The sequence below is a fragment of the Micromonospora sp. DT228 genome (genome assembly GCF_049841595.1).
GTDB lineage: Bacteria > Actinomycetota > Actinomycetes > Mycobacteriales > Micromonosporaceae > Micromonospora.
This window is the reverse complement of record NZ_JBNCKO010000019.1, coordinates 59,078-78,653: the sequence shown is the minus strand read 5'-3', so window position 1 is coordinate 78,653 and position 19,576 is coordinate 59,078. Positions and strand designations below refer to the sequence as shown.

Here is a 19,576-nt window from a genome sequence, read left to right as displayed (position 1 = left end):
CTCACCGGTCGGCCGGGCCGAACGCCCGGTACGCGCGGCGCAACCGTTCGAGCAGTCCCGGCCCGCCGATGGCCGGCGCTGGCGCGCCGAGCTGGCGCAGCAGGAGGTCGGGACCGGTCGCCAGTCGCGGTGGCCGGTCGGGCAGCGGCACCGGTGGCATCCAGAACCGGTCCGCGGTTTCGGCGAGCGGGGTCGCCGACAACCCGGCCAACGCACGGGCCGCGCCGACGGGCGCCGGGAGGTCCACTGTCGACTCCGGACCGTCCGGTTCGGATGGTGGACCGGTCGGCGCCGGTGGCAGGGCGGCTCCGGTGGCCTCGACCCGCCGGGCGCGCAGTTCGTCGAGCAACTCCGCACGGGACCGGCCGCGCCAGTGCAGCAGCTCGAACGGGTCCGCGTCGAACGCCTCGGCCAGCAGGTAGAACGCTGCCGCGAGGTGCTTGCACGGCACCGCGAAGTCGGGGCAGTTGCACCGCTGGGTCAGCTCGTCCACGCCGGCCGGGAAGAGCGGCGCGCCAGCGGCGACGAACAGCTCCTCCAGCTCGTCGGGGAGGTCCCCGGCGAGCAGCCGGGCGCTGAAGAACGCCTGGCCGGCCAGCTCCGCCTCGATGCGGGACCAGAGCGCGGCCGGGAACGGCCTCAGCCCGATCGACACCTGGTACGGCTGGGGCCGGGAGCCCTGCACCACCGCGCTGACCCGTCCGGGCGCGATGTCGAGGCTGAGCACCTGACCGGCCCGCGCGTACGACCGGCCACGGGTCAGCCGGGTGCCGAGCGCGAACGACTCCAGCACCTCCAGGAAACGCCGCGACCACCAGGAGCGGCCGATCGCGCCCCGGGCGCTGCGCGCCCGCAGGCCCCCGTCGACCCGGCGGGGGCGCCCGTAGTCGGCGAAGTCGCTCACGCCGGCGCTCCGCTCGCTCACTCCACCACCGCCCCGGCCTCCAGGGCGAACAGGTCCCGCAACTGGCCGGTGGACAGCTCGGTGATCCACTGCTCGCCGGTGCCGACCACCCGCTCGGCGAGGTTGCGCTTGTCCGCGATCATCGCGGCCACCTTCTCCTCCACGGTGCCGGCGCAGACGAACTTGCGGACCTGCACCCGTCGACGCTGCCCGATCCGGAACGCCCGGTCGGTGGCCTGGTCCTCCACCGCCGGGTTCCACCACCGGTCCACGTGCACCACGTGGTTGGCGGCGGTCAGGGTGAGCCCGGTGCCGCCGGCCTTGAGGGAGAGGACGAACAGCGGCGGGCCGTCCGCGGACTGGAAGCGCTGCACCATGGCGTCCCGTTCGGCCTTGCCGAGCCCCCCGTGCAGGAACAGCACCTCGCGGCCGAACCGCGCCGACAGGTGACCGCGCAGCATCGCGCCGAACTCGGCGTACTGGGTGAACAGCAGCGCCCGCTCCCCCGCCGCCAACACCTCCTCCATGATCTCGGTCAGCCGGGCCAGCTTGCCGGAGCGGCCCTCCAGCGGCGAGCCGTCGCGCAGCAGTTGGGCCGGGTGGTTGCAGACCTGCTTGAGCCGGGTCATGGTGGCCAGCACCAGGCCGCGTCGCTCGATGCCGTCGCTCGTCTCGATGCGGGCCAGCATGTCGTCGACCACCACCCGGTACAGGGCGGCCTGCTCGGCGGTCAGGTTGCAGACCACCTCCATCTCGAGCTTCTCCGGCAGATCCGAGATGATCGACGAGTCGGTCTTGAGTCGGCGCAACACGAACGGCCCGGTGATCCGGCGCAGCCGCTCGGCGGCCTCGGCGTCGCCGTGCCGTTCGATCGGCTCGGCGAACCGCTTGCGGAACGTCGCCGCCGGCCCGAGCAGCCCCGGGTTGGCGAACTGCATGATCGACCACAGGTCGGCGAGGCGGTTCTCCACAGGCGTACCGGTCACCGCCACCCGCTGCCGGGCGGGCAACGCGCGGACCGCCTCGGCCTGCCGGGTCGACGCGTTCTTGATCGCCTGCGCCTCGTCCACCACCACCCGGTGCCAGTCGATGCCGGCCAGGTCGACGGCATCGCGGGCCGCCACCGAGTAGGTGGTCAGGACCAGGTCCGCGCCGTGCGCGGCCGCGGTGAACTCCGCCCCCCGCGCCCGCTCCGCCCCATGGTGTACGTGCACCCGCAGCCCCGGGGTGAACCGTGCCGCCTCCCGCTGCCAGTTGCCGACCAGCGACATCGGACAGACCAGCAGCGTCGGCCCGGCCTCCGGCGGATCCCCGGCGAGCAGTGCGAGCAACTGCACGGTCTTGCCCAGCCCCATGTCGTCGGCGAGCACGCCACCCAGGCCGAGCGAGCGCAGGAACGCCAGCCAGGCCAGGCCGCGCTGTTGGTACGGCCGCAGCGTTCCCTGGAAACCCGGCGGCGGGTCCAGCGGGGTGAGCCGGCGCTCGACCGCCCCGGCGAGCAGGTCGCCAAGCGCCCCGTCGGCGCTCACCTCCAGCACCGGCAGCTCCCCGGTGGCCTCGCCGTCGGCCAGCCCGAGGCGAAGCAGGTCGGCGACGCTCAGCTCGCCCGTCGAGCGGAGCAGACGCAGACCGGCGGCGAGCCGCCCCGGGTCCAACTCGACCCACCGGCCGCGCAGCCGCACCAGCGGGGTCTTCATCTCGGCCAACGCGGCCAACTCCTCGGCGGACAGCGGATGCTCACCGAGGGCGACCTCCCAGCGGTAGTCGACCAGGGCGTCCAGACCGACACCCGCCTCGGTGCCACCGACCGTGCCGGGCGCGGTGCGGCTGCGCGCCCGCAGCCGGGCGCCGAGCCGCGCCGACGGGCGCTGCCACCAGGACGGCAACAGCACCCCGAACCCGGCCGCGTGCAGCACCGGGGCACCCTCGCTGAGGAACCGGTGCGCCCCCTCCACGTCGAGGTCCATCGCCTCGGGGGCGGCGGTGCGCAGCGCGGCGTCCAGGTCCGGCCAGAGCCGGCTGGCCCGGCCCAGCTCCGCGAGCAGTGTCTCCTGCGGGCTTGTCGTCCGGCCGGCCAGGCCGCCGAGGGTCTGCGGCGCCCGCCAGACCTCCCCGGCGTCGACGTGCAGGCCGGGTTCGTCCGCCGCCTGCAACCCGAACTCCAGCCGCCAACGCCCGCCACCGACCGACTCGACCGGCACGATGTCGGCCGGTGCCGGTCGGGTGGCCAGGATCGGTTCGGTGACCTCGTCCGGAGCGGGCTCCACCAGCCGGAAACTGGCCCGCACCGGGCCGCCGGCGGCGTCCCGCTGCCAGGCGTCCAACTCGTCGCGCAGCGTGGTCAACGCCGAGGGATCGACCGTGAAGTCCCGCTGCGGGCCGGCGAGCGCCGCCAACCAGGCCGGTGCCGGGCCGCCCGGCCGCAGTCCCCGGGCCAGGGTGGTGGTCGCCAGAGCGGCGCGCGCGGCGGCGTCGGTGAGCGCGTCGAGCGCATCCGCGACCACCTCGGCCGCGGTCAGCTCACTCCCGCCCGAATCGGTGGCCACGGCCCCGACGCCGGCCGGGTTGGACAGGGCGGGGTCCAGGGCGGCTCGGGCTGCCGGCGGCAGGGCCAACGCCAGCGATCGTGCCCAGGCGGCGTCGGTACCGGTCAACAGCGGTCGCCAGACCGCACGCGCCGACACCTGCGCGGAACCGCCCGACGAAGCCCCGACGGCAGTGCCATTGACCGCCGCCGCGCTCACCGCCGGCGTCCTGCCCATCGGCGCGGTGCTCGCCGGCGTCCCCACCCGCGCGGTGCCGCCCGGCGTCCTGTTTGCCGCCGCTCGGCTTGCCGGCGGGACGGCCCCCGCGGTGGCGCTCGCCAGCTTGGCGCTCGCCGCCGTCGGGGCGACGCCGGGGAGCACCCGGCCCCGGGTGACCAGGTCGGCCGCGAAGTCGGCAAGTTCGGCGAGGTGGCGCAGGGTTGACCCGGGCGCCGCCGGGAGGTCGTCCAGGGCGCGGAGTAGTGCGAGCGCGTCGTCTGGGGCGTACACCAGCACGGGGACCCGCCACCCGGCCAGGGTGAGCCGGCCGCGGGCCGGGGGTGCGACGGCGGTCCGGATCAGCTCGGGCGAGTCGGTCGGCGCGCCAGCCCGGGTGGGCAGGGTGAGCAGCGCGGTGCCGGGCTGGGTCGGCTCGGCGGCGTCGCCGAGGACGGCGGCCAGGTCGGCGTGCCCGGCGGCGAAGGGGTGCGGGCGTTCCCGGGGCGGCCGGCCGGATCGGGTCGGCGCCTGTGGCGCGGCGCTGTCCTCGGCCCAGACGGCGAGACCGCCGGTCGAGCCGTCGCCGGGCTTCCACAGCCCGTGGATGACCAGCACCTGCTCCCCCTCGTCGCCGCCCGGGCCCAGGATAGGCGGCCCCGGCGCGGCCCCGGCGCACCCGTCGTGCGATCTTGCACTTTCTGTCGAGGATATGTGCTGTGTGCCCCTTATGCCGCGACAGAAAGTGCAAGATCGCGGGGCGGTGGCTCAGATCGCGCCGGACTCGCCGTCGGTCAGTTCGCGCAGGATGTCGGCGTGACCGACGTGGCGGGCCGTCTCCTCGATCAGGTGCACCAGGATCCAGCGCAGCGACACCTCACCGAGCTGCGGGTGCGGCACCACGTGGTCGAGGTCGAAGCGGGCGGCGATCGCCCGCGACCGTGCGCAGGCCCGCTCGTACGCCTCGGTGAGCCCGGCGACGGTGTCCTGGTCACCGAGAGTGAAGCTCGCCACCGCGTCCTCCTCGGAGGTGCGGTAGACGTCGCCGGGCTCGGGGGCCAGCAGGGTCGGGAACCAGTTCCGCTCGACAAGGGTCAGGTGCTTGACCAACCCGGCGAGCGTGGTCGCCGAGGGCACCAGCCGTCGGCCCGCGTCGGCATCGGAGAGACCGCGCAGTTTGCGCAGCAACACGCCCCGGTGGAAGTCGAGAAACGAGTCCAGTACGGCGCGCTCGTCGCCGGTACGCGCGAGCACCGGGCCGAGCGTCGGATCGATCGTCTGCTCCATCCGCCGACCCTAGTCACGGGTCGGGTCGCCCCGCTGCCCCGCTATCCCCTGCGCGCGGGCGGCACGACGGGCAGGATGGGCGCATGGCTTCATCCGTGCGAATCCTTCTCGTCGGCGGCGCGGCGGACGGGCAGACCATCACCGTCGAACTGGACAGCAACGGCCGTCCGCCGCTGACCCACCACCACCTCGGCTCGGGTGGGCTGGCGCAGGCACAGATCTACGAGCTGGAGACCGCCCACGACGAGGCCGACGAGTGGCGCTACCGGTGGACCGGCCCCGCGGTGTGAGCGCCCACTCAGACCCGGGTGAGAGCCTGGCTGCGGAGGCCCTCCAACACGCCGCGGGTCACCTCCGAGGTGCCCCGCGCCTGCTCGCACACCTCCGCCACCCGTCGCGCGGTGGCCTCCGCGCGTTGCTCCCGCTCGTCCCACAGCCGGTCGACCTCGGCCAGCAGCGGCCCCTCGACCTCCCGTTCCACGCCCCGGAGCGCCGGCACACCGAGCCGCTGGGCCAGGTCGAAGACCTTGCCGGCGTACGGCAGGGGCAGGAACGGTGTGCCGACCATCGCCGCGAAGATCAGGAAGTGCAGTCGCATGCCGACGGCCAGGTCGAAGTGGCGCATCAGCCCGAGCACCTGCTGCGGCGTGTAGGTGCCGTGCAGGATCCGTCCGTGATCGGCGGCGACCATGTGGGAGAGCACCCCGTGGGCGTGCCGGATGTCGTCGCGTTCCATCGGCACGAACAGCACGTACGCGTCGATCCGGTGCACCAGGAAGTCGCCGATCTGGGCCAGCAGCCGGTGGTAGCCGTCCACGTCGAGCCGCTCGGCGGCCCGCCCCGGCTCCCGCACGCTGATCCCGACCAGCCGCTTACCGACCGGCACGCCCTCCTCGGCGAGCAGGTGGGCCGGGAAGTCCTCGGGTTGCAGGAGGAACGCCGGGTCGGCGGTGACCGTGATCGGATTGAGCAGACCCGCCTCCTCCAGCACCATCCGGGACTCCTGGTCGCGGACGGTCACCTGGGTCGCGCCGGAGAGCGTCTCCCGGACCATGCCGGTGTCCACCCCGTCGCTGAGCGGCCCGACCCCCACGGCGTACGTGATCAGGGGCAGGCCGCGCTCCTGGGCGACCCGGACCACCCGCAGGTAGCGGCGGGCCTCCCGGTCGTAGAGGATCCCGCCGCCGCCCAGGATGAGCAGGTCGAGCTGGGCCAGCACCAGGGCGGAGTCGGTGCGGCTGACGCCCTCCCAGGGCACCGCCTCGACGTCCGGGTGGGCGGCCCGCGTGTGCTCGGGGTTACGGGAGAACACGATGATCCGGGCGTTTGGTTCCTGCGTGCGCAGATCGGTGAGCAGGCCGGTGAGGATCGCCTCGTCGCCGAGGTTTCGCCCACCGTACGAGCCCAGCACACCGATTGTCAGTCCGGCGCCGTGCGTCATCCGTCGCTCCTCCCCAGGTGCGGTCCGCGCCGTTTCCCCGCTGGGCAGGTGAACAGTCCTGCCGGGGGGACCGTCCTGGGCCGGCGACGTCCGCTTCAGCCCGCCGGGGCGATCCGCTCAGCCCGCCGGGGCGATCCGCTTCGCCATCTGCTGCGAGGTCACCTCGAAGCCCAGACTCCGGTAGAGCCCGATCGCGGCGGCGTTCGTACCGAAGACGTTCAGGCCCAGCTCCGGCACCTTGAGCTGGGCGAGTTCGACCTCGATGAGCTGGATCATCCGACGTGCGTAGCCGCGTCCCCGGTGCGCGGGCTGCACCTCGATGTTCTGGATCCAGGCGTGCCTCGGGGCGTCCGGCGTCGGCAGGGTCACCCAGATCCAACCGATCTCGGCGTCGTCGACCCGGCCCAGCCGCAGCAGCGTCCGCTCGGTCGTCGCGCCCGCCGGCAGCGACCCCTGGATCTGGCTGACCGACCGTTCGAGGGCCGCCTCCGGGGTCAACCCCCGGTGCACGACCAGGTCCTCGGCGTACTCCTCCTCGAGCGGCACCAGTAGCCGGGTCAGGTCCTGCTCCGTCATCGGTGTCAGCGTCAACTCCACCGAATCCTCCCCTCCGTCGTCGACGGTGCAGAGTGCAGCAGATCCGACCCGGTTACGCCACCGGGTTCACCGGTGGGCGAGCACGCGCGGGTTTCGGACCTGGAGGTGGGAACGAGGGGTCCGATTGCCGCCAGACCGGGAGGTCGGCACGGCCACATGATCGTTGGCATGACGACACTCAACGACAAGGTCGCCCTGGTGACCGGCGGCTCCCGCGGCATCGGGGCCGGCATCGCCCTGCGCCTGGCGCAGGACGGGGCCGACGTGGCGCTCACCTACCGACAGGACGCGGAGCGGGCCGCCACAGTGGTGCGGCAGATCGAGGCGCTGGGCCGGCGGGCGCTGGCCGTCCAGGCCGACGGCGCCGACCCGGGCGCCGTGCGGGGCGCGGTCGACCGGGCGGCCGCCGACCTGGGTCGGCTGGACATCCTGGTGAACAACGCGGCGGTCTTCCTGGTCGGCGCCGTGGACGAACTGGGCACGGCCGAGGTGGAGCAGACGATCGCGGTGAACATCCGGGCACCGTACGTCGCCGTGCAGGCCGCGCTGCGGCACCTGGGCGAGGGCGGACGGATCATCAGCATCGGCAGCAACGTCGGTGAACGGGCCGTCTTCCCCGGGTTGGCCCTCTACTCGATGAGCAAGACCGCCCTGGTCGGGTTGACCCGGGGCCTGGCCCGCGAGCTGGGCCCCCGGGGCATCACCGTCAACCTGGTGAACCCCGGCCCGACGGACACGGACGCCAACCCGGCGGACGGACCGAACGCGGCGGCCATCAGCGGCTTCACCGCCCTCGGCCGCTACGCTCGCCCCGCCGACATCGCCGCCACCGTCGCGCACCTGGCCAGCCCCGAGGCCGGGTACGTGACCGGTGCGGTGATCAATGTGGACGGCGGCTTCACGAGCTGAGGATGCCGGGCGGCGCCCCCGGGCACTCGGGCGCCGCCCGGCCTCAACCATTCTTCGGATGGGAGGCGTTTCTCCTGGGCGAGGGGGCCCGGACCTACCGGCACTGGCGGCCCCTGCCATGTCGTACGCGGGCCGCCAACGGATCGCGCTGTGGCTCGATGATCGGCGGGTCAGGCGGGCGCGCCGATCCGGCGGGTGAGGCGCTTGACCGGACCGCCTACGGTGCCGACCATGCCCCTTCACGCGGCGCGCCTGCTGGTCTGGCCCTTCGCCGTGGCAGCGTTCGCCCTGCGGGTCTGCGCCGAGTTGTGGTTCAAGCCCCTGACCTGGCGGATCGATCCGAATGGCGTCGCCTTCCTGACCTGGGTGGTCGTCCTGTCCGGCACGCTCCTGGTGCCGTGGGTCGGCTACCGCCTGTTGACCAGGAGCAACCGGGGGCCCGCGACCTGGCAGGTGGACGCGGAACGAAACCGCTTCGTCGCGCCGGCGAGCCCGCGGTGGATGGGCACCTCGTCGATGCTCCTTGGCTGGTTCGCGGCGGCCTTCGTGCAGACCGAACGGATTGCCGGCGAGGATCGCGCACAACTCGTCCAGACAACGGGGATGCTGGCGCTGGCCATCGCTGTCCCGGCCGTCGTCCTAGGCGGCATCGCGCTCACCCTGCTGCTGAACCGGCCACTCCTCACCCTGGACCGCGACGGCATCACCGCACAGGGCTTTCTCCGGCGAACCTTCCTACCCTGGGATCGCCTGGCCCCGGGGGGTCCGCCTCGTCCGCCCCGGAAGGCCGCGAGCATCCCCCTGCTGCGGTTGCCCACGGTGCCGGGCACGCCGCCCTACCCGTATCCGCTGGCGGCCGGACGGCTGCACGTGGACCCGGGGCTCCTCGCCAACACGATTCGGCGGTACGTGGAGCACCCCGAGCACCGCACGGCCATCGGCACCCCAGGAGAACTAGGGCGTGTGTCAAAGTCCTCGGTCGAGCCGAGGCGGAGTCCAGGCGGCGGTCCGGCAAGGCGGAGATTGGTCCGGATACCGGTGTTGTATCCGGACCAATCTCCAACGCGGCCGGTCGTCGTCTGGGCCCGCCGCAGGCCGGCCAGGGGCTTTGACACACGCCCTAGATCGGCTGCACGCCACCCTGAGGTGACACCGTCCGCACCCTCAGCGGGGCGGATCCTCGCCGGTGAGCCCGTCCACCGACTCCCGGATCAGGTCGGCGTGACCGACGTGCCGGGCGTACTCCTCGATGAGGTCGACGAGGACCCGGCGCAGGCTCGGCACGCGGCCGTCCGGCCACTCGCCGCGAGCCAACTGCTCCGGCCCGGCGTCGGTCAGCAGGTCGGCGACGGTGGCGCGGGAACGGGCCACCGCCTCCCGCCAGAGTGTGTAGAGCTGCTCCGGGGTGTCCTCGGCGGCGGAGTGCCATTCCCAGCCGGGTTCGCGGCCCAGTCGACAGTCTCCCAGGGTGGTCCGGGTGAGCGCCCGGCCAGCTTCAGCGAGAAGTAGAGGTCCTCGACGAGGGCCAGGTGCTTGAGCAGCCCACCCAGGGTGATCGACGACGGGCCGAGCGTCGCCCGGAGACCGTCGGCGTCGAGCCCACCTGTCTTCCAGGCGAGAGTCGCGCGCTGGCGGTCCAGGGAGCCCAACAGGGTGGCGGTCTCGTCGCCCGCGATCGGCGGCTCGGGGTGACCGTGCTCGTCCGCGTTGGTCATGGTGGTCGAGGCTAACGAGCCGAGCGAGGCCGGTCCATCCCACGTGGATGCCTCTAGGATTCCCGGTGTGAGGCCACGGGCGACGCCGGACGAGATCCTCGTCGGGCTGTGGGACAGCGGCCCGTATGACTACGGGGCGTTGGAGTCGAGCTGGGTGTGCCTCCGCAGTGACGGCACCGGCTGGAGCGCGTGGGCCAACGCCGCTGGTGGCGCTTCGGTGAGCCAGTTGAGCTGGAATTGCACAGGGGACGACGAGTTGGAGTTGCGGTACCGCTGGACCGCCTCGGGCAGCGGTCGACCAGGCACGCCGCCCGAGTTGGTGGACATCGACGAGGCGGGCCCGGACGACACGCTGGTGCGGACCCGCTTCGCGGTTCACCGTGACACCCCACCGCTGGCGGAATCGCCCGTCACCAGCCTCCATCTGGACGCAGCCGTCGAGTCCGCGCATCACTTCGCGCTCGTCGCCCGGGACGAGACCCCGGGCGGACGTCAGGGCAGTTCGTAACCGGCTTCCTCGACTGCGGCCCGCACTTCGGCGATGTCGAGAGGTCGGACGCTCGTCACCGTGGCGGTGTCGGATTCGACGTCCACCGACACGGCGGTGACACCGGGAATCCGTTCGATCTGCTCGGTGACGAAGCCCGCACAGTGCCCGCAGGCCATACCGATCACGCGATAGCTGCTGACGGTCATGCCGGCAACTGCCCCGGGTCGCTGGTCCGGACGGGGATGGGACGGGTGAGCATGTGCGCCCGGCGCATCCGCCCGTCGGCAGCGAACTGCCCGAAGAAGTAGACGTCCACACTGCCCTCCCGCTTGGAGGTCTGGAAGTGCAGGGTGTAGCGGGCGGCGATCCGGTCCCCGTCCGCGATCGCCTCGTGCACCTCCCACCGGGCGCCGGTCTGGTGCTTGCGGGCCGGGCGGGTGTGCGCGATGAGCTTGGCGCGGTCCATCAGGTGCCCGTCGGCGACCTGCACAATGTCGGGCGTGTGATAGCGGTCCACGACCGTCGCCGGGTCCTCGTCGCCGCGAACCAGCTCGCTCATGAAAGAGGTGAAGAAGTTCGCGATGAACTCCTTCGGGCTGATGCCATCGAGACCGCCCATGTCGCCACCGTCAGCTCGTGAACCGGCGAACCTTTACGGCTTGTAAAATATCGATCTCCGAAAACTTTGGCAAGGTGTAAAAGATGAGTGGTTCACCGGACCACAAGCGACGCGCCGATGCCCGGCGCAACAGCAGTGCGATCCTCGACGCGGCGATCCGCATGCTCGACGCGCAGCCGGACGCCAGCCTCGACGCCATCGCCGGCGCGGCCGGCGTCACCCGACAGACCGTCTACGCCCACTTTTCTTCTCGCGAGCACCTGATGGCGGCCGTCGTCGGGCGGATCACCGACGAGGCCGTCGCCGCGATGGACGCCGCCGAGCCGGACAACGGATCCGCCACGGACGCGCTGTTCCGCGTCCTCGAAGCCGGCGCACAGACCGCCGGACGCTATCCGGTCCTGATCCAGCAGATCGCGTCACTGCCGGCAAGTCCGCAGGTCGACGAGGAACGCCACGCGCCGGTCGCCGATCGGATCAACCGAGTGATCCGGCGCGGACAGGCGAGCGGAGAGTTCGACAGTGGACTCCCGGCCGGGTGGCTCACCGCGATCGCCATCAGGATCGGCCACACCGTGGGCGAGGAGGTCGACGCCGGCCGGATGTCCCGGGCCGAGGCCCCCAACGCGCTACGTACCGTCCTGATCAAGCTATTGCGACCCAGCGGATGATCGTGGGCGGGCGCTAGTGTGACGCGCAACGGCCTACCTGGGGAGGCACCGTGACGCAGCACCAGCGGGGCCGGTGCCCCGTCTGTAAGCGCCTCGTCGCCCTCACCGCTGAGGGAGAAGTCGCGCGGCACAACGGCACCATCCGCGCCTACGCCCCGCCCGAGGAGTGCCCCGGGGGTGGACAGCGAACGGAATCCACGGGGTCACGAGACGACGAGGGCAACCGGTGATCCGCCGGCTCGTATGGTCACGGGCATGATCGGCAAGGTTTCAGATGCCATGGTGCGTCACCGGCACGTCGTCTTGATGCTTGGTCTACTGGTGGCGGGCGTGAACGTCGCCGCCGTCGGGTTCGTGCCTACCTTGGGGCAGCGCCTGTTCTTCCCGCTGCTCTTCCTTACCTTGGCGGTCCTGGTCCTGGCGCTCATCGCCATGGGGATCCGTCCGGTCTACTTCGTGGTGCAGCCGCAGATTCCCGCCTTCGTCACACCCGCTCCGGCGTGGAAGATGTTCATTGCCCTGGGCTTCCTCGCGCCCGCATCGGCCAGCATCGGCGCAGTGGTGCGTTCGACCAGGGCAGGCATTGCGTCGACGTTCGACGTGGTTGTCACTATCCCCTGGTTTGTGCTGGTAGCGCTGTTGCTGGTTGAGGCGTGGCGGGGCTACGGGGTACAGCTCCATCCTCACGGGATACGGCAGCGTTGGGCTCTCGGCTCGCTCACTGTGCCGTGGGAGGCCCTACCGGCCGCTCAGGTCCCGCCAGGTGTCGACCGCCCCTCGCGGCTCCGGATGGCGATCGCGGAACCCCAGCTGGTGCGGCGACGCGGTCTTCCGTGGAGCCGGACGTCCCTGCACACCGACAACATCGACGCCGGGTTTCTCGCCGCTGCGATCCGGCACTACGTCTGTCACCCGGAACACCGGGTCGCGATCGGCAGCCAGGACGAGTACCAACGGCTTCTCGCCGAGTTGCCCGACCGGGACGGTCGGAAGGACGCAGGCGGCTGTCCTCCGTCGACTGATGCGCGACACCCGTCCGCCAACTGATCTGCGACAACCCGCGCGGACAGCGGGGGAAGACGATGTCCGCACCGATCAGTAGAGCCACCTGTCGAGGACTCCGGGCCAGAAGTGAGTTGTATGGTCGCCGTCCCCGAACGCGGGCGGGTCAAGGTCCCTGACGCGTTCCAGCAGGTCGGCGATCTCCGCGAGCGCCTGCTCTTCGGCCTGTTCGTCTTCGTCCCAGCGGTCGATGACGGTTGAGCTGGTCAGCCAGCTACCCACCAGGTGCAGCGAACACAGCCAGTGGATGATCGTGGAGTTGACGAACCCGGCGCTGCCGTCCGGCGACCACATCTGCACCTCACCGGTCCCCGGCGCGGCACCGTACACCCAGCGCGGGTCGTCGGAGTTCGCCAACCGGTACATCGTCGGCTCCGGGTGGAATGACACCGCACCGACGAGGTCATCGATCAGCGGTACACCACAGGAGATCAGCGCGGCCTTCTGCGGCTCGGGAAGCCGCCACATCGCCACGTCCCGCTCGGCAGCACGCACCACTCGCCCGGTGCCGGCCCAGGCCGTGACCGCTTCGAAGGCGGGAGGCAACGGATGATCATCAACGGGCACGCCGATGAGGGTAGTTCAGGCCAGCTTCCAAGCGCCCCATGCCAACCTTGACGCGATGCGACAGGCAATCGGCACGCTCGACAGACGGCTCTCGTAGACCTCGTTGCCGTCACCGCCCGGCTCCGCAAGCAGCGGCGCAATCACCGCCCACGCCTCGTCAGTCAGTTCACCAAGACGCACCACCGGCACATCGTCAACGACCAACCACTACAAGATCGAAAGGGCACGCCCAGCCCGGCTGGACAGGTTCAGCCGCCATGACACGGGTTGCTGCCGCAGACATCTTCCGCAGGCTCGACCCCACCCGGGGGGACGCCGAGCCATTCGGTCACAGCGGTGACGGGTCGTCGCGCAGCCGGCTGTAGAGCCACCCGTCGCGCCAGGCGCCGGCCCGGAACTCGCAGGCCCGCACGACCCCCTCCAGTTGGAAGCCGGCCTTCTCCAGCGACCGCTGCTCGGCGGCGTTCTCGGCATGGGTGCTGGCCTGAATGCGCTGCGCCGGGGTGTGGCTGAACAGGTAGTCGCAGAGCAGCGCCTGGGCCCGCCAGCCGATGCCCTGGCCGCGCCACTCGGGCAGCAGCACGATGCCGATCTCCCAGTAGGGCGCCCGCCCACCGTACTGGCCCTGGAGATAGCTGAGGTAGCCCGCCCCGGCATCCGCCGCCGACTCGACCTGCACGACCAGGCCGCCAGTCCGCTCGCCGAGATAGCCGTCCTCGGCGAAGCGGCGGGCCGGCGCGGCCGCGTCCCGGAAGCCGGCCCAGTCGAGCCCGATCAGCCCGGGTTCGACCGCGAACCGGCGCAACATCGCCAGATCGTCCTCGGCCACCGGGCGCAACCGTACGGTCGAGCCGGGTGCCTGGTGCACAATGCCGGCCACCAGCGGATGGGAACTGTCCATCCTCCGCACCGTAGTGGCGGGCCGGGCCGCCCGCTGCCCAGGGCCGGCGGCCGTCAGGTGGTAGCGCAGCATTCCCGCAGGGCGAACACGCCAGTGCCGGTGAGGTCGTCGCAGTACAGGGCGCAGCCGGCCATCGCCATGGTCAGCGCCGGCATGCTGCCGCTGACCACCGTGCCGGTCCCGGCGGCGAAGGGCCCGTCCGTCGCCGCCACCCGCAACCCCTTGATGACGCTCTACCCGGCCACGTCGTCGGCGAGGGCGGCTCGCTCGGTGTGCGTGAGCGCCTACAGGGCTTCGCGGGACGGAACAGCGTCCTCGATCATGACGAACACCCCACCCATATCGCCCTGCCCACCGGTCAGGATCGGCAGGACAGGCCCTGGCCCCGCAACTCATCAAGGGCATTGCTGGTCAGGTCGCCGGATTGCTCTGGAAGGCCGACTGAGACGACAACTGAGACGAAGAGGGCCACCGGAGATCCGGTGGCCCTCTTCGTTTACTGGTCGGAGTGTGGGCGCGGCAGGTTTCGAACCTGCGACCCCTCGCTTGTAAGGCGAGTGCTCTCCCACTGAGCTACGCGCCCGGATCGCCCGTGCGGCGGGCCGGTGGCTGGCAAGCTTACCTTGCTCGCCGCCGGGCCCGGCGCACGGCGTACTCCGGTCAGCCGGTGACCTCGGCGATGGCCTTGCGCCAGCCCTGCTGGTCGCGGGCCTCACCCGGCCCGTTCATCTCGGCGAAGCGGACCACGCCGGCCTTGTCGATGACGAAGGTGCCCCGGTTGGCGATGCCGGCGACGTCGTTGAAGACCCCGTACGCCTGGGCGACGCCACCGTGCGGCCAGAAGTCGGCGAGCATGGGGAACTGGTAGCCCTCTCGGTCGGCCCAGATCTTGTGGCTGTAGACCGAGTCGACGCTGACCGTCAACACCTGGACGTCGTCGTTCACGTACGCGTCGAGGTTGTCCCGCACCTCGCACAGCTCACCCTGGCAGGTGCCGGTGAAGGCGAGCGGGTAGAAGACCAGCAGGACGGAGCGCCTGCCCCGGAAGTCCGAGAGTCGGACCTCCTGGTTGTTCTGGTCCTTCAGGACGAAGTCCGGTGCCTCGGCACCAACCTCGATGGGCATGCGTGATCTCCTCGGGGGTCGAGTCGGGGAAACGGCGCCAGCCTGCCACCCGACGGTGCGGACCGCCGGGCCGGCGAAGCGGCGCGGGCTACTTCTTGGCCTTGGCCCCTCGGCGCAGCACCAGACGTGCGCCGCTCCAGTCCCGGCCGGCGTTGACGGTCGAGGTCTGCTGAAGGCCGGCGGTGGGCGCGGACTCCGCGACCTCGCTCGGCTCGACGTGCCCGTCACGCCCCGCCTTCGGGGTGAGTAGCCACACGACCCCGTTGTCGGCCAGCGGGCCGAGGGCATCGACGAGAAGTTCGAAAAGGTCACCGTCGCCGTCGCGGTACCAAACCAGCACCGCGTCGACCACCTCGTCGGTGTCCTCGTCGACCAGCTCTCCACAGCGGTCGGTCAGGGCGTCCCGGAGATCCTGGTCGACGTCGTCGTCGTACCCCATCTCCATGACGACCATCCCCGGTTCGATCCCGAACCGGTCCGCCAGGCTGCGTACCCCGTCGGCGGCCTGACCAGCGGTCGCGCTCACTGTCGCGTGCCTCCTCATCTCGTCCCTGCTCGCGGCGTCGGTGCGACGCCGTCAGGCAAAGTCCACACACTTGTGCGTCCGCGCGCAAGTGGCGCACCGGGTGGAACGGAATTTACCGTGCCAGCAGCGTACGGGCACCGTCGGTAATGGCTTCCGCGGAGACCAGAACGTGACGTGCTGCCGGACCTAATGGTACAAACGAGTCAACTCCCGCCACGCGCCGCGCGGCTCCGACGTATCCGGCGTCGACCAGGGCGGCGATGACCCCCTCACCCACCCCGCCGGAGCGGCGCGTCTCGTCCACCACGAGCACCCGGCCGGTCGCCGAGGACTCCCGGATGATGTCGGCCACCGGCAGCGGCGCCAGCCAGCGCAGGTCCACCACGCGGGTGCCGACCCCCTCGTCGGCGAGGACCGCCGCGGCCCGCAGTGACATCCGCACCCCGTTACCGAAGGTGATGATGGTCAGGTCGTCGGCCGAGCCGACCCGGTAGACCCGGGCCCGGCCGATCGGCACGTGCCCGGAAACCCACGCGCCCGGCTCCGGGTAGCCGGCCAGCCACTCCCCGTCGCCATCGGCGTACAGATCGCGGGTGTGGTAGAGCGCGATCGGCTCCACGAACACGCAGACGCTGCCGTCCACCGCCGCGCTGGCCAGGCAGGTCCGCAGCATGGGCGCCGCGTCGTCCGGCCGCGCCGGCACCGCGACCACCAGACCAGGCACATCCCGGAGTACGGCCACCGAGTTGTCGTTGTGGAAGTGCCCGCCGAACCCCTCCTGGTACGCCAGCCCGGCCACCCGGACCACCATCGGGTTGCGGAACGCCCCGCGCGAGAAGAACTGCATGGTGGCCGCCTCGCCGCGCAGTTGGTCCTCCGCGTTGTGCAGGTACGCCAGGTACTGGATCTCCGGCACCGGCAGCATCCCGGCCAACCCGGCGCCGAGACCCAGCCCGAGGACCGACGTCTCGTCGAGCAACGTGTCGAAGACCCGGGACCCCCCGAAACGGTCCCGCAGGCCCTTCGTCACCCCGTACACGCCGCCCTTGGCGGCCACGTCCTCGCCGAAGATCGCCATCTGCGGGTGGTCGAGCATCCCGTCGGCGAGCGCCGCGTTGATGCTCTGCGCCAGGGTCATCGGTCCGGCCAGCTCCGGTGGCTTGCCCCCGAACGCCTCCGCCCGAGCGCCGGCGCCCGGCCCACTGGCCCGCGCCGCGGCGTCGGCCACGGCTCGCGCCACCCGCACCGGACGGCGGGGCGCCAGCGCCGACACCACGTCGGCCGCGGAGGCCAGCTTCGGCTCGCCCAGCACCTCCTCGGCCAGCCGGCGGACCTGCCAGCCGGTCTCGTCGTACCGGGCCAGCAGCTCCTCGCCGGTAGCCACGCCGGCGTCGACGAGCAGCCGCGCGGTGGCGGCCACCGGGTCCCGGTCCAGGTCCTCGGCCAGCTCGGCCGCGCCACGGTACGCCGACTCCGCGTCCGCCCCGGCGTGCCCCATCAGCCGTACCGTGCGTAGGTGCAGCACCGCCGGCCGCCGGTTACGGCGCACCCAGGCCGCGGCCTCCGCCGCCACCGCGTACGTCCGCACCGGGTCGGCCCCGTCCGCGCTGAAGTAGCGGATGCCCGGTCTGGACCCCAGGGTCGCCTCGACCCAGCCCTCCGGTGAGCGGACGCTGATGCCCAGCCCGTTGTCCTCGCACACGAAGAGCACCGGAATGCGCAGCCCGGTGTGGTCGTACCAGCCGGCGGTGTTGAACGCGGCGGTGGCGCTGGCGTGGTTGACCGAGGCGTCGCCGAAGGAGCACACCACGATCGCGTCCGGCGGCCACGGGGCGGCCGCGGCGCCCGCGCCACTGCCAACCCGCACCCCGACCCCGGTACGCCGCCCGACGCTGTCCAGCCGGCGCAGCCGCTCCACGGCAAGTCCCATCCCGACCGCGCGGGGCAGGTGCGAGGCGATGGTGGAGGTGGTCGGCACGATGGCCAGATCGGCCCGGCCGAACACCTTGTGCCGGCCACCGGCGATCGGTTCCTGGCTGGAGGCGACCATCCCGCGCAGCACGTCCCGGGCCGCGTCCACGTACGGCGCGAACCCGCCGGTGGGCGGCTCGGACCCGGTGGGCTGGAGGTCGGTCGGCTCGGCGTCGGTCAGCTGCTCGGGATCGATCGGCCGGTCCAGGTCGGTCAACCGCTCGGTCGGTCGCTCGCTCTGCCACTCGGTCGGTCGCTCGGGGTCGGACGGCACGGACCCCGGCGGCACGGACCCCGGCGGCACGGACCCCGGCGGCACGGACCCCGGCGGCACGGATCCCGGCGGCACGGACCCCGGCGGCTGCGGGTCGGCGGTCGATGCGGGGTCGGCGGCGGCCTGCGCGGCGCGGACGCAGTAGAAGGCGCCGGAGCGGTAGTGCAGCAGCGCCGGATCGGTGGGGCGCAGCGCGGCGGCGACCGCGGCGTTGCCCTCGTGCCCGGCCGAGCCGATCGTGTAGAAGCCCTCCCCGAAGCCGCGCAGCCAACGGCCGGCCAGGTCGAGCTGCCGGCTGGTCACCTGCGCGTCGAACAGGTCCAGCACCTGCGCGCCGGTCAGTGGGGCATCGTCGCTGACCGGGTCGGCGGGGTCACGCCGCCGCCCCGCGGCGGGCAGCGCCGCCAGCGTCTCCCGGAACCGGTCGTCGAGATCTTGCGGGGTCGTCACGTGGGACAGCATTACCGACGAGAGCCTTTGTCGCCCAGTGGGACACGGTTGGTGCCTGTCGACTCATTCCGGCACGCAGGGCTCCGAACGGTCACCGTCGGACATCTTCCGGACCAGGTCACGAAGGGTGCTCAGCTCCCGGTCGGTCAGCCCGGACAGGAGTCGGGAGTCGGACATCACCTCGGTCACCCGGTCCCGCACGCCGCAGCCCTCCCCGGTCACCACGAGCGTCTTCTGCCGACGGTCCGTCGGGTCGGTGTGACGCTGGACCAGCCCGGCCTGCTCCAGCCTGTCGACAAGCATCGTCACGTTCGACCGGTCGCACCCCAACCGCTCGGCGAGAGCGCGGGCCGGCAGCGGCAGGTCGGGGTCCAGCTCGTGCAACGCCCGGGCCATGGCGGGGGTGAGCCCCAACTGGGCGAACGCGACGCCCTGTCGGTGCCGCAGCGCGGTGGTCACCTGCGCCATCCGGCGTACCACGTCGTCGACGAGACCAGCCCGATCCACCGGTCCACCCGTCGCGGAACCCACCTCCTGCGTCACCGCCACATCGTAGGCAGCGCGCCCAGTCGCGGAGGGCAGCGGTCAGGTTCGAGCACGCCCGTCCAGGGGGCGACACGGTTCGCTCCGGTGAGTCGAGGATGCCGGCAGAAGCGGACTAACCTGGCCGGCCGCAGAGGCGAGCCCTTCGCCGACAACCCGACCGGAGCCTCAAGATCCGAGCAACATCAGGGGAAGTGCTGCCTCGGCGAGCATCGAGGCAGCACTTCCGGGGAAGTTGCGCGGATCTTCAGGGCACGAGGCGGCGGTCGGCCGCCCGACACCACGAAATCCAGGATCGAGCACGATCTTGGCCAGCGGCCCGAAGCCCGACGCCCGGTCAGCCGGGGAGGAATGAGAAGCGGACCTGGCGGGTGGGGTTGTCGCCGTTGGTGTCGACCAGGCAGATGGACTGCCAGGTGCCGAGCGCCAGCCGTCCGCCGAGCACCGGCAGCGTGGCGTACGGCGGGACGAACGCCGGCAGCACGTGGTCGCGGCCGTGGCCGGGTGAGCCGTGCCGGTGTCGCCAGCGATCAGTCGTGGGCAGCAGGTCGTTCAGCGCGCTGAGCAGATCGTCGTCGGAGCCCGAGCCGGTTTCGATGATCGCCAGGCCGGCGGTGGCGTGCGGCACGAAGACGTGCAGCAGGCCGTCGCCCTCGCTGGAGACGAACTGTTGGGCCTCTGCGGTGATGTCCCGGACGGTCGGGCGGGAGCCGGTCTGGACGGTGATCACGTCGCTGCGCATACGTCGCATTCTGCCGCAGGGCACGGTCAGGAGCCGCCGCC

The 19,576-nt window shown here is 72.1% G+C and carries 23 protein-coding genes and 1 tRNA gene; 5 read left to right on the top strand and 19 right to left on the bottom strand.

Features of this window, described 5'->3' with window-relative positions; all coding sequences use genetic code 11:
- Position 1: 1 nt before the first annotated feature.
- The 3 genes from ACLQ29_RS29445 to ACLQ29_RS29435 form a co-directional block, all read right to left on the bottom strand.
- The gene (locus ACLQ29_RS29445) at positions 2–925 is read right to left on the bottom strand and encodes an SWIM zinc finger family protein (protein ID WP_425774668.1); all 924 of its coding nucleotides are present in this window, start codon (positions 923–925) and stop codon (positions 2–4) included.
- Positions 922–4,263 carry an SNF2-related protein gene (locus ACLQ29_RS29440; RefSeq protein WP_425774667.1) on the bottom strand — a complete coding sequence of 1,114 codons (3,342 nt, stop codon included), beginning with the start codon at positions 4,261–4,263 and terminating at the stop codon, positions 922–924. The genes ACLQ29_RS29445 and ACLQ29_RS29440 overlap by 4 nt, the downstream gene beginning before the upstream one ends.
- Positions 4,264–4,413: 150 nt before the next feature.
- Positions 4,414–4,932 (bottom strand): DinB family protein, encoded by a 519-nt coding sequence (locus tag ACLQ29_RS29435; protein ID WP_425774666.1) that lies wholly within the window; start codon positions 4,930–4,932, stop codon positions 4,414–4,416.
- Between the two features lie 83 nt (positions 4,933–5,015).
- On the opposite strand from ACLQ29_RS29435, the gene ACLQ29_RS29430 reads away from it, so the two are divergent.
- Positions 5,016–5,222 carry a hypothetical protein gene (locus ACLQ29_RS29430; RefSeq protein WP_393363954.1) on the top strand — a complete coding sequence of 69 codons (207 nt, stop codon included), beginning with the start codon at positions 5,016–5,018 and terminating at the stop codon, positions 5,220–5,222.
- Between the two features lie 8 nt (positions 5,223–5,230).
- Here the strand turns inward: ACLQ29_RS29430 and ACLQ29_RS29425 are convergent, their stop codons facing one another.
- Positions 5,231–6,373 (bottom strand): polysaccharide pyruvyl transferase family protein, encoded by a 1,143-nt coding sequence (locus ACLQ29_RS29425; RefSeq protein WP_425774665.1) that lies wholly within the window; start codon positions 6,371–6,373, stop codon positions 5,231–5,233.
- Positions 6,374–6,490: 117 nt separating this feature from the next.
- Positions 6,491–6,949: a GNAT family N-acetyltransferase gene (locus ACLQ29_RS29420; RefSeq protein WP_425774664.1), complete on the bottom strand. Its 459-nt coding sequence runs from the start codon at positions 6,947–6,949 to the stop codon at positions 6,491–6,493.
- A 189-nt stretch (positions 6,950–7,138) separates the two neighbouring features.
- Between ACLQ29_RS29420 and ACLQ29_RS29415 the strand changes: the two genes are divergently transcribed.
- Positions 7,139–7,879, top strand: a complete 741-nt coding sequence (locus tag ACLQ29_RS29415) for an SDR family NAD(P)-dependent oxidoreductase (RefSeq protein ID WP_425774663.1) — start codon at positions 7,139–7,141, stop codon at positions 7,877–7,879.
- Positions 7,880–9,043: 1,164 nt separating this feature from the next.
- On the opposite strand, the gene ACLQ29_RS29410 is transcribed toward ACLQ29_RS29415, so the two are convergent.
- Positions 9,044–9,331 (bottom strand): DUF664 domain-containing protein, encoded by a 288-nt coding sequence (locus tag ACLQ29_RS29410; protein ID WP_425774734.1) that lies wholly within the window; start codon positions 9,329–9,331, stop codon positions 9,044–9,046.
- Positions 9,214–9,594: a DUF664 domain-containing protein gene (locus ACLQ29_RS29405; protein WP_425774662.1), complete on the bottom strand. Its 381-nt coding sequence runs from the start codon at positions 9,592–9,594 to the stop codon at positions 9,214–9,216. Before ACLQ29_RS29405 ends, ACLQ29_RS29410 begins: the two co-directional genes overlap by 118 nt.
- A gap of 67 nt (positions 9,595–9,661) precedes the next feature.
- On the opposite strand from ACLQ29_RS29405, the gene ACLQ29_RS29400 reads away from it, so the two are divergent.
- A complete protein-coding gene (locus ACLQ29_RS29400; RefSeq protein ID WP_425774661.1) occupies positions 9,662–10,102 on the top strand; it encodes a hypothetical protein in 441 nt (146 codons plus the stop codon).
- Here ACLQ29_RS29400 and ACLQ29_RS29395 read toward each other — a convergent pair.
- Together ACLQ29_RS29395 and ACLQ29_RS29390 are read right to left on the bottom strand one after the other, a co-directional pair.
- The gene (locus ACLQ29_RS29395; protein WP_425760964.1) at positions 10,087–10,290 is read right to left on the bottom strand and encodes a heavy-metal-associated domain-containing protein; all 204 of its coding nucleotides are present in this window, start codon (positions 10,288–10,290) and stop codon (positions 10,087–10,089) included. The genes ACLQ29_RS29400 and ACLQ29_RS29395 overlap by 16 nt on opposite strands.
- A complete protein-coding gene (locus tag ACLQ29_RS29390; protein WP_425774660.1) occupies positions 10,287–10,703 on the bottom strand; it encodes a nuclear transport factor 2 family protein in 417 nt (138 codons plus the stop codon). The genes ACLQ29_RS29395 and ACLQ29_RS29390 overlap by 4 nt, the downstream gene beginning before the upstream one ends.
- 83 nt (positions 10,704–10,786) lie before the next feature.
- Between ACLQ29_RS29390 and ACLQ29_RS29385 the strand changes: the two genes are divergently transcribed.
- Both ACLQ29_RS29385 and ACLQ29_RS29380 read left to right on the top strand, forming a co-directional pair.
- Positions 10,787–11,374, top strand: a complete 588-nt coding sequence (locus tag ACLQ29_RS29385; protein WP_425774659.1) for a TetR/AcrR family transcriptional regulator — start codon at positions 10,787–10,789, stop codon at positions 11,372–11,374.
- Positions 11,375–11,629: 255 nt separating this feature from the next.
- Positions 11,630–12,421, top strand: a complete 792-nt coding sequence (locus tag ACLQ29_RS29380) for a hypothetical protein (RefSeq protein ID WP_425774658.1) — start codon at positions 11,630–11,632, stop codon at positions 12,419–12,421.
- Between the two features lie 48 nt (positions 12,422–12,469).
- On the opposite strand, the gene ACLQ29_RS29375 is transcribed toward ACLQ29_RS29380, so the two are convergent.
- The 10 genes from ACLQ29_RS29375 to ACLQ29_RS29330 form a co-directional block, all read right to left on the bottom strand.
- Positions 12,470–13,003, bottom strand: coding sequence for an SUKH-4 family immunity protein (locus tag ACLQ29_RS29375; RefSeq protein WP_425774657.1), 534 nt, complete (start codon positions 13,001–13,003; stop codon positions 12,470–12,472).
- A gap of 15 nt (positions 13,004–13,018) precedes the next feature.
- On the bottom strand, positions 13,019–13,207 hold the full coding sequence (locus ACLQ29_RS29370) for a hypothetical protein (RefSeq protein WP_425774739.1): 189 nt from the start codon (positions 13,205–13,207) through the stop codon (positions 13,019–13,021).
- Positions 13,208–13,331: 124 nt separating this feature from the next.
- Entirely contained in the window at positions 13,332–13,904 is a 573-nt protein-coding gene (locus ACLQ29_RS29365) for a GNAT family N-acetyltransferase (protein ID WP_425774656.1), read from the bottom strand.
- 53 nt (positions 13,905–13,957) lie between these two features.
- Positions 13,958–14,116: a hypothetical protein gene (locus ACLQ29_RS29360; protein ID WP_425774655.1), complete on the bottom strand. Its 159-nt coding sequence runs from the start codon at positions 14,114–14,116 to the stop codon at positions 13,958–13,960.
- A 299-nt stretch (positions 14,117–14,415) separates the two neighbouring features.
- Positions 14,416–14,487: transfer RNA gene (locus tag ACLQ29_RS29355), tRNA-Val, on the bottom strand.
- 77 nt (positions 14,488–14,564) lie between these two features.
- Entirely contained in the window at positions 14,565–15,029 is a 465-nt protein-coding gene (locus tag ACLQ29_RS29350) for a peroxiredoxin (RefSeq protein WP_425774654.1), read from the bottom strand.
- A gap of 88 nt (positions 15,030–15,117) precedes the next feature.
- On the bottom strand, positions 15,118–15,555 hold the full coding sequence (locus ACLQ29_RS29345; RefSeq protein ID WP_110565654.1) for a DUF3052 domain-containing protein: 438 nt from the start codon (positions 15,553–15,555) through the stop codon (positions 15,118–15,120).
- Between the two features lie 112 nt (positions 15,556–15,667).
- Positions 15,668–18,262, bottom strand: coding sequence for a thiamine pyrophosphate-dependent enzyme (locus ACLQ29_RS29340; RefSeq protein WP_425774653.1), 2,595 nt, complete (start codon positions 18,260–18,262; stop codon positions 15,668–15,670).
- A gap of 51 nt (positions 18,263–18,313) precedes the next feature.
- The gene (locus ACLQ29_RS29335) at positions 18,314–18,718 is read right to left on the bottom strand and encodes a MarR family winged helix-turn-helix transcriptional regulator (RefSeq protein WP_425774733.1); all 405 of its coding nucleotides are present in this window, start codon (positions 18,716–18,718) and stop codon (positions 18,314–18,316) included.
- 412 nt (positions 18,719–19,130) lie between these two features.
- Positions 19,131–19,535 carry a YjbQ family protein gene (locus ACLQ29_RS29330; RefSeq protein ID WP_355028077.1) on the bottom strand — a complete coding sequence of 135 codons (405 nt, stop codon included), beginning with the start codon at positions 19,533–19,535 and terminating at the stop codon, positions 19,131–19,133.
- Positions 19,536–19,576: the final 41 nt, after the last annotated feature.

Excerpts from the sequence above, each read along its gene's own strand:
- ACLQ29_RS29415 (WP_425774663.1), top strand. The coding sequence starts at position 7,139 with ATGACGACACTCAACGACAAGGTCGCCCTGGTGACCGGCGGCTCCCGC.
- ACLQ29_RS29335 (WP_425774733.1), bottom strand. The coding sequence starts at position 18,718 with ATGGCGCAGGTGACCACCGCGCTGCGGCACCGACAGGGCGTCGCGTTC.
- ACLQ29_RS29340 (WP_425774653.1), bottom strand. The coding sequence starts at position 18,262 with ATGCTGTCCCACGTGACGACCCCGCAAGATCTCGACGACCGGTTCCGG.
- ACLQ29_RS29385 (WP_425774659.1), top strand. The coding sequence starts at position 10,787 with ATGAGTGGTTCACCGGACCACAAGCGACGCGCCGATGCCCGGCGCAAC.
- ACLQ29_RS29405 (WP_425774662.1), bottom strand. The coding sequence starts at position 9,594 with ATGACCAACGCGGACGAGCACGGTCACCCCGAGCCGCCGATCGCGGGC.
- ACLQ29_RS29350 (WP_425774654.1), bottom strand. The coding sequence starts at position 15,029 with ATGCCCATCGAGGTTGGTGCCGAGGCACCGGACTTCGTCCTGAAGGAC.
- ACLQ29_RS29425 (WP_425774665.1), bottom strand. The coding sequence starts at position 6,373 with ATGACGCACGGCGCCGGACTGACAATCGGTGTGCTGGGCTCGTACGGT.
- ACLQ29_RS29365 (WP_425774656.1), bottom strand. The coding sequence starts at position 13,904 with ATGGACAGTTCCCATCCGCTGGTGGCCGGCATTGTGCACCAGGCACCC.
- ACLQ29_RS29420 (WP_425774664.1), bottom strand. The coding sequence starts at position 6,949 with ATGACGGAGCAGGACCTGACCCGGCTACTGGTGCCGCTCGAGGAGGAG.
- ACLQ29_RS29380 (WP_425774658.1), top strand. The coding sequence starts at position 11,630 with ATGATCGGCAAGGTTTCAGATGCCATGGTGCGTCACCGGCACGTCGTC.
- ACLQ29_RS29330 (WP_355028077.1), bottom strand. The coding sequence starts at position 19,535 with ATGCGCAGCGACGTGATCACCGTCCAGACCGGCTCCCGCCCGACCGTC.
- ACLQ29_RS29390 (WP_425774660.1), bottom strand. The coding sequence starts at position 10,703 with ATGGGCGGTCTCGATGGCATCAGCCCGAAGGAGTTCATCGCGAACTTC.
- ACLQ29_RS29430 (WP_393363954.1), top strand. The coding sequence starts at position 5,016 with ATGGCTTCATCCGTGCGAATCCTTCTCGTCGGCGGCGCGGCGGACGGG.
- ACLQ29_RS29435 (WP_425774666.1), bottom strand. The coding sequence starts at position 4,932 with ATGGAGCAGACGATCGATCCGACGCTCGGCCCGGTGCTCGCGCGTACC.
- ACLQ29_RS29395 (WP_425760964.1), bottom strand. The coding sequence starts at position 10,290 with ATGACCGTCAGCAGCTATCGCGTGATCGGTATGGCCTGCGGGCACTGT.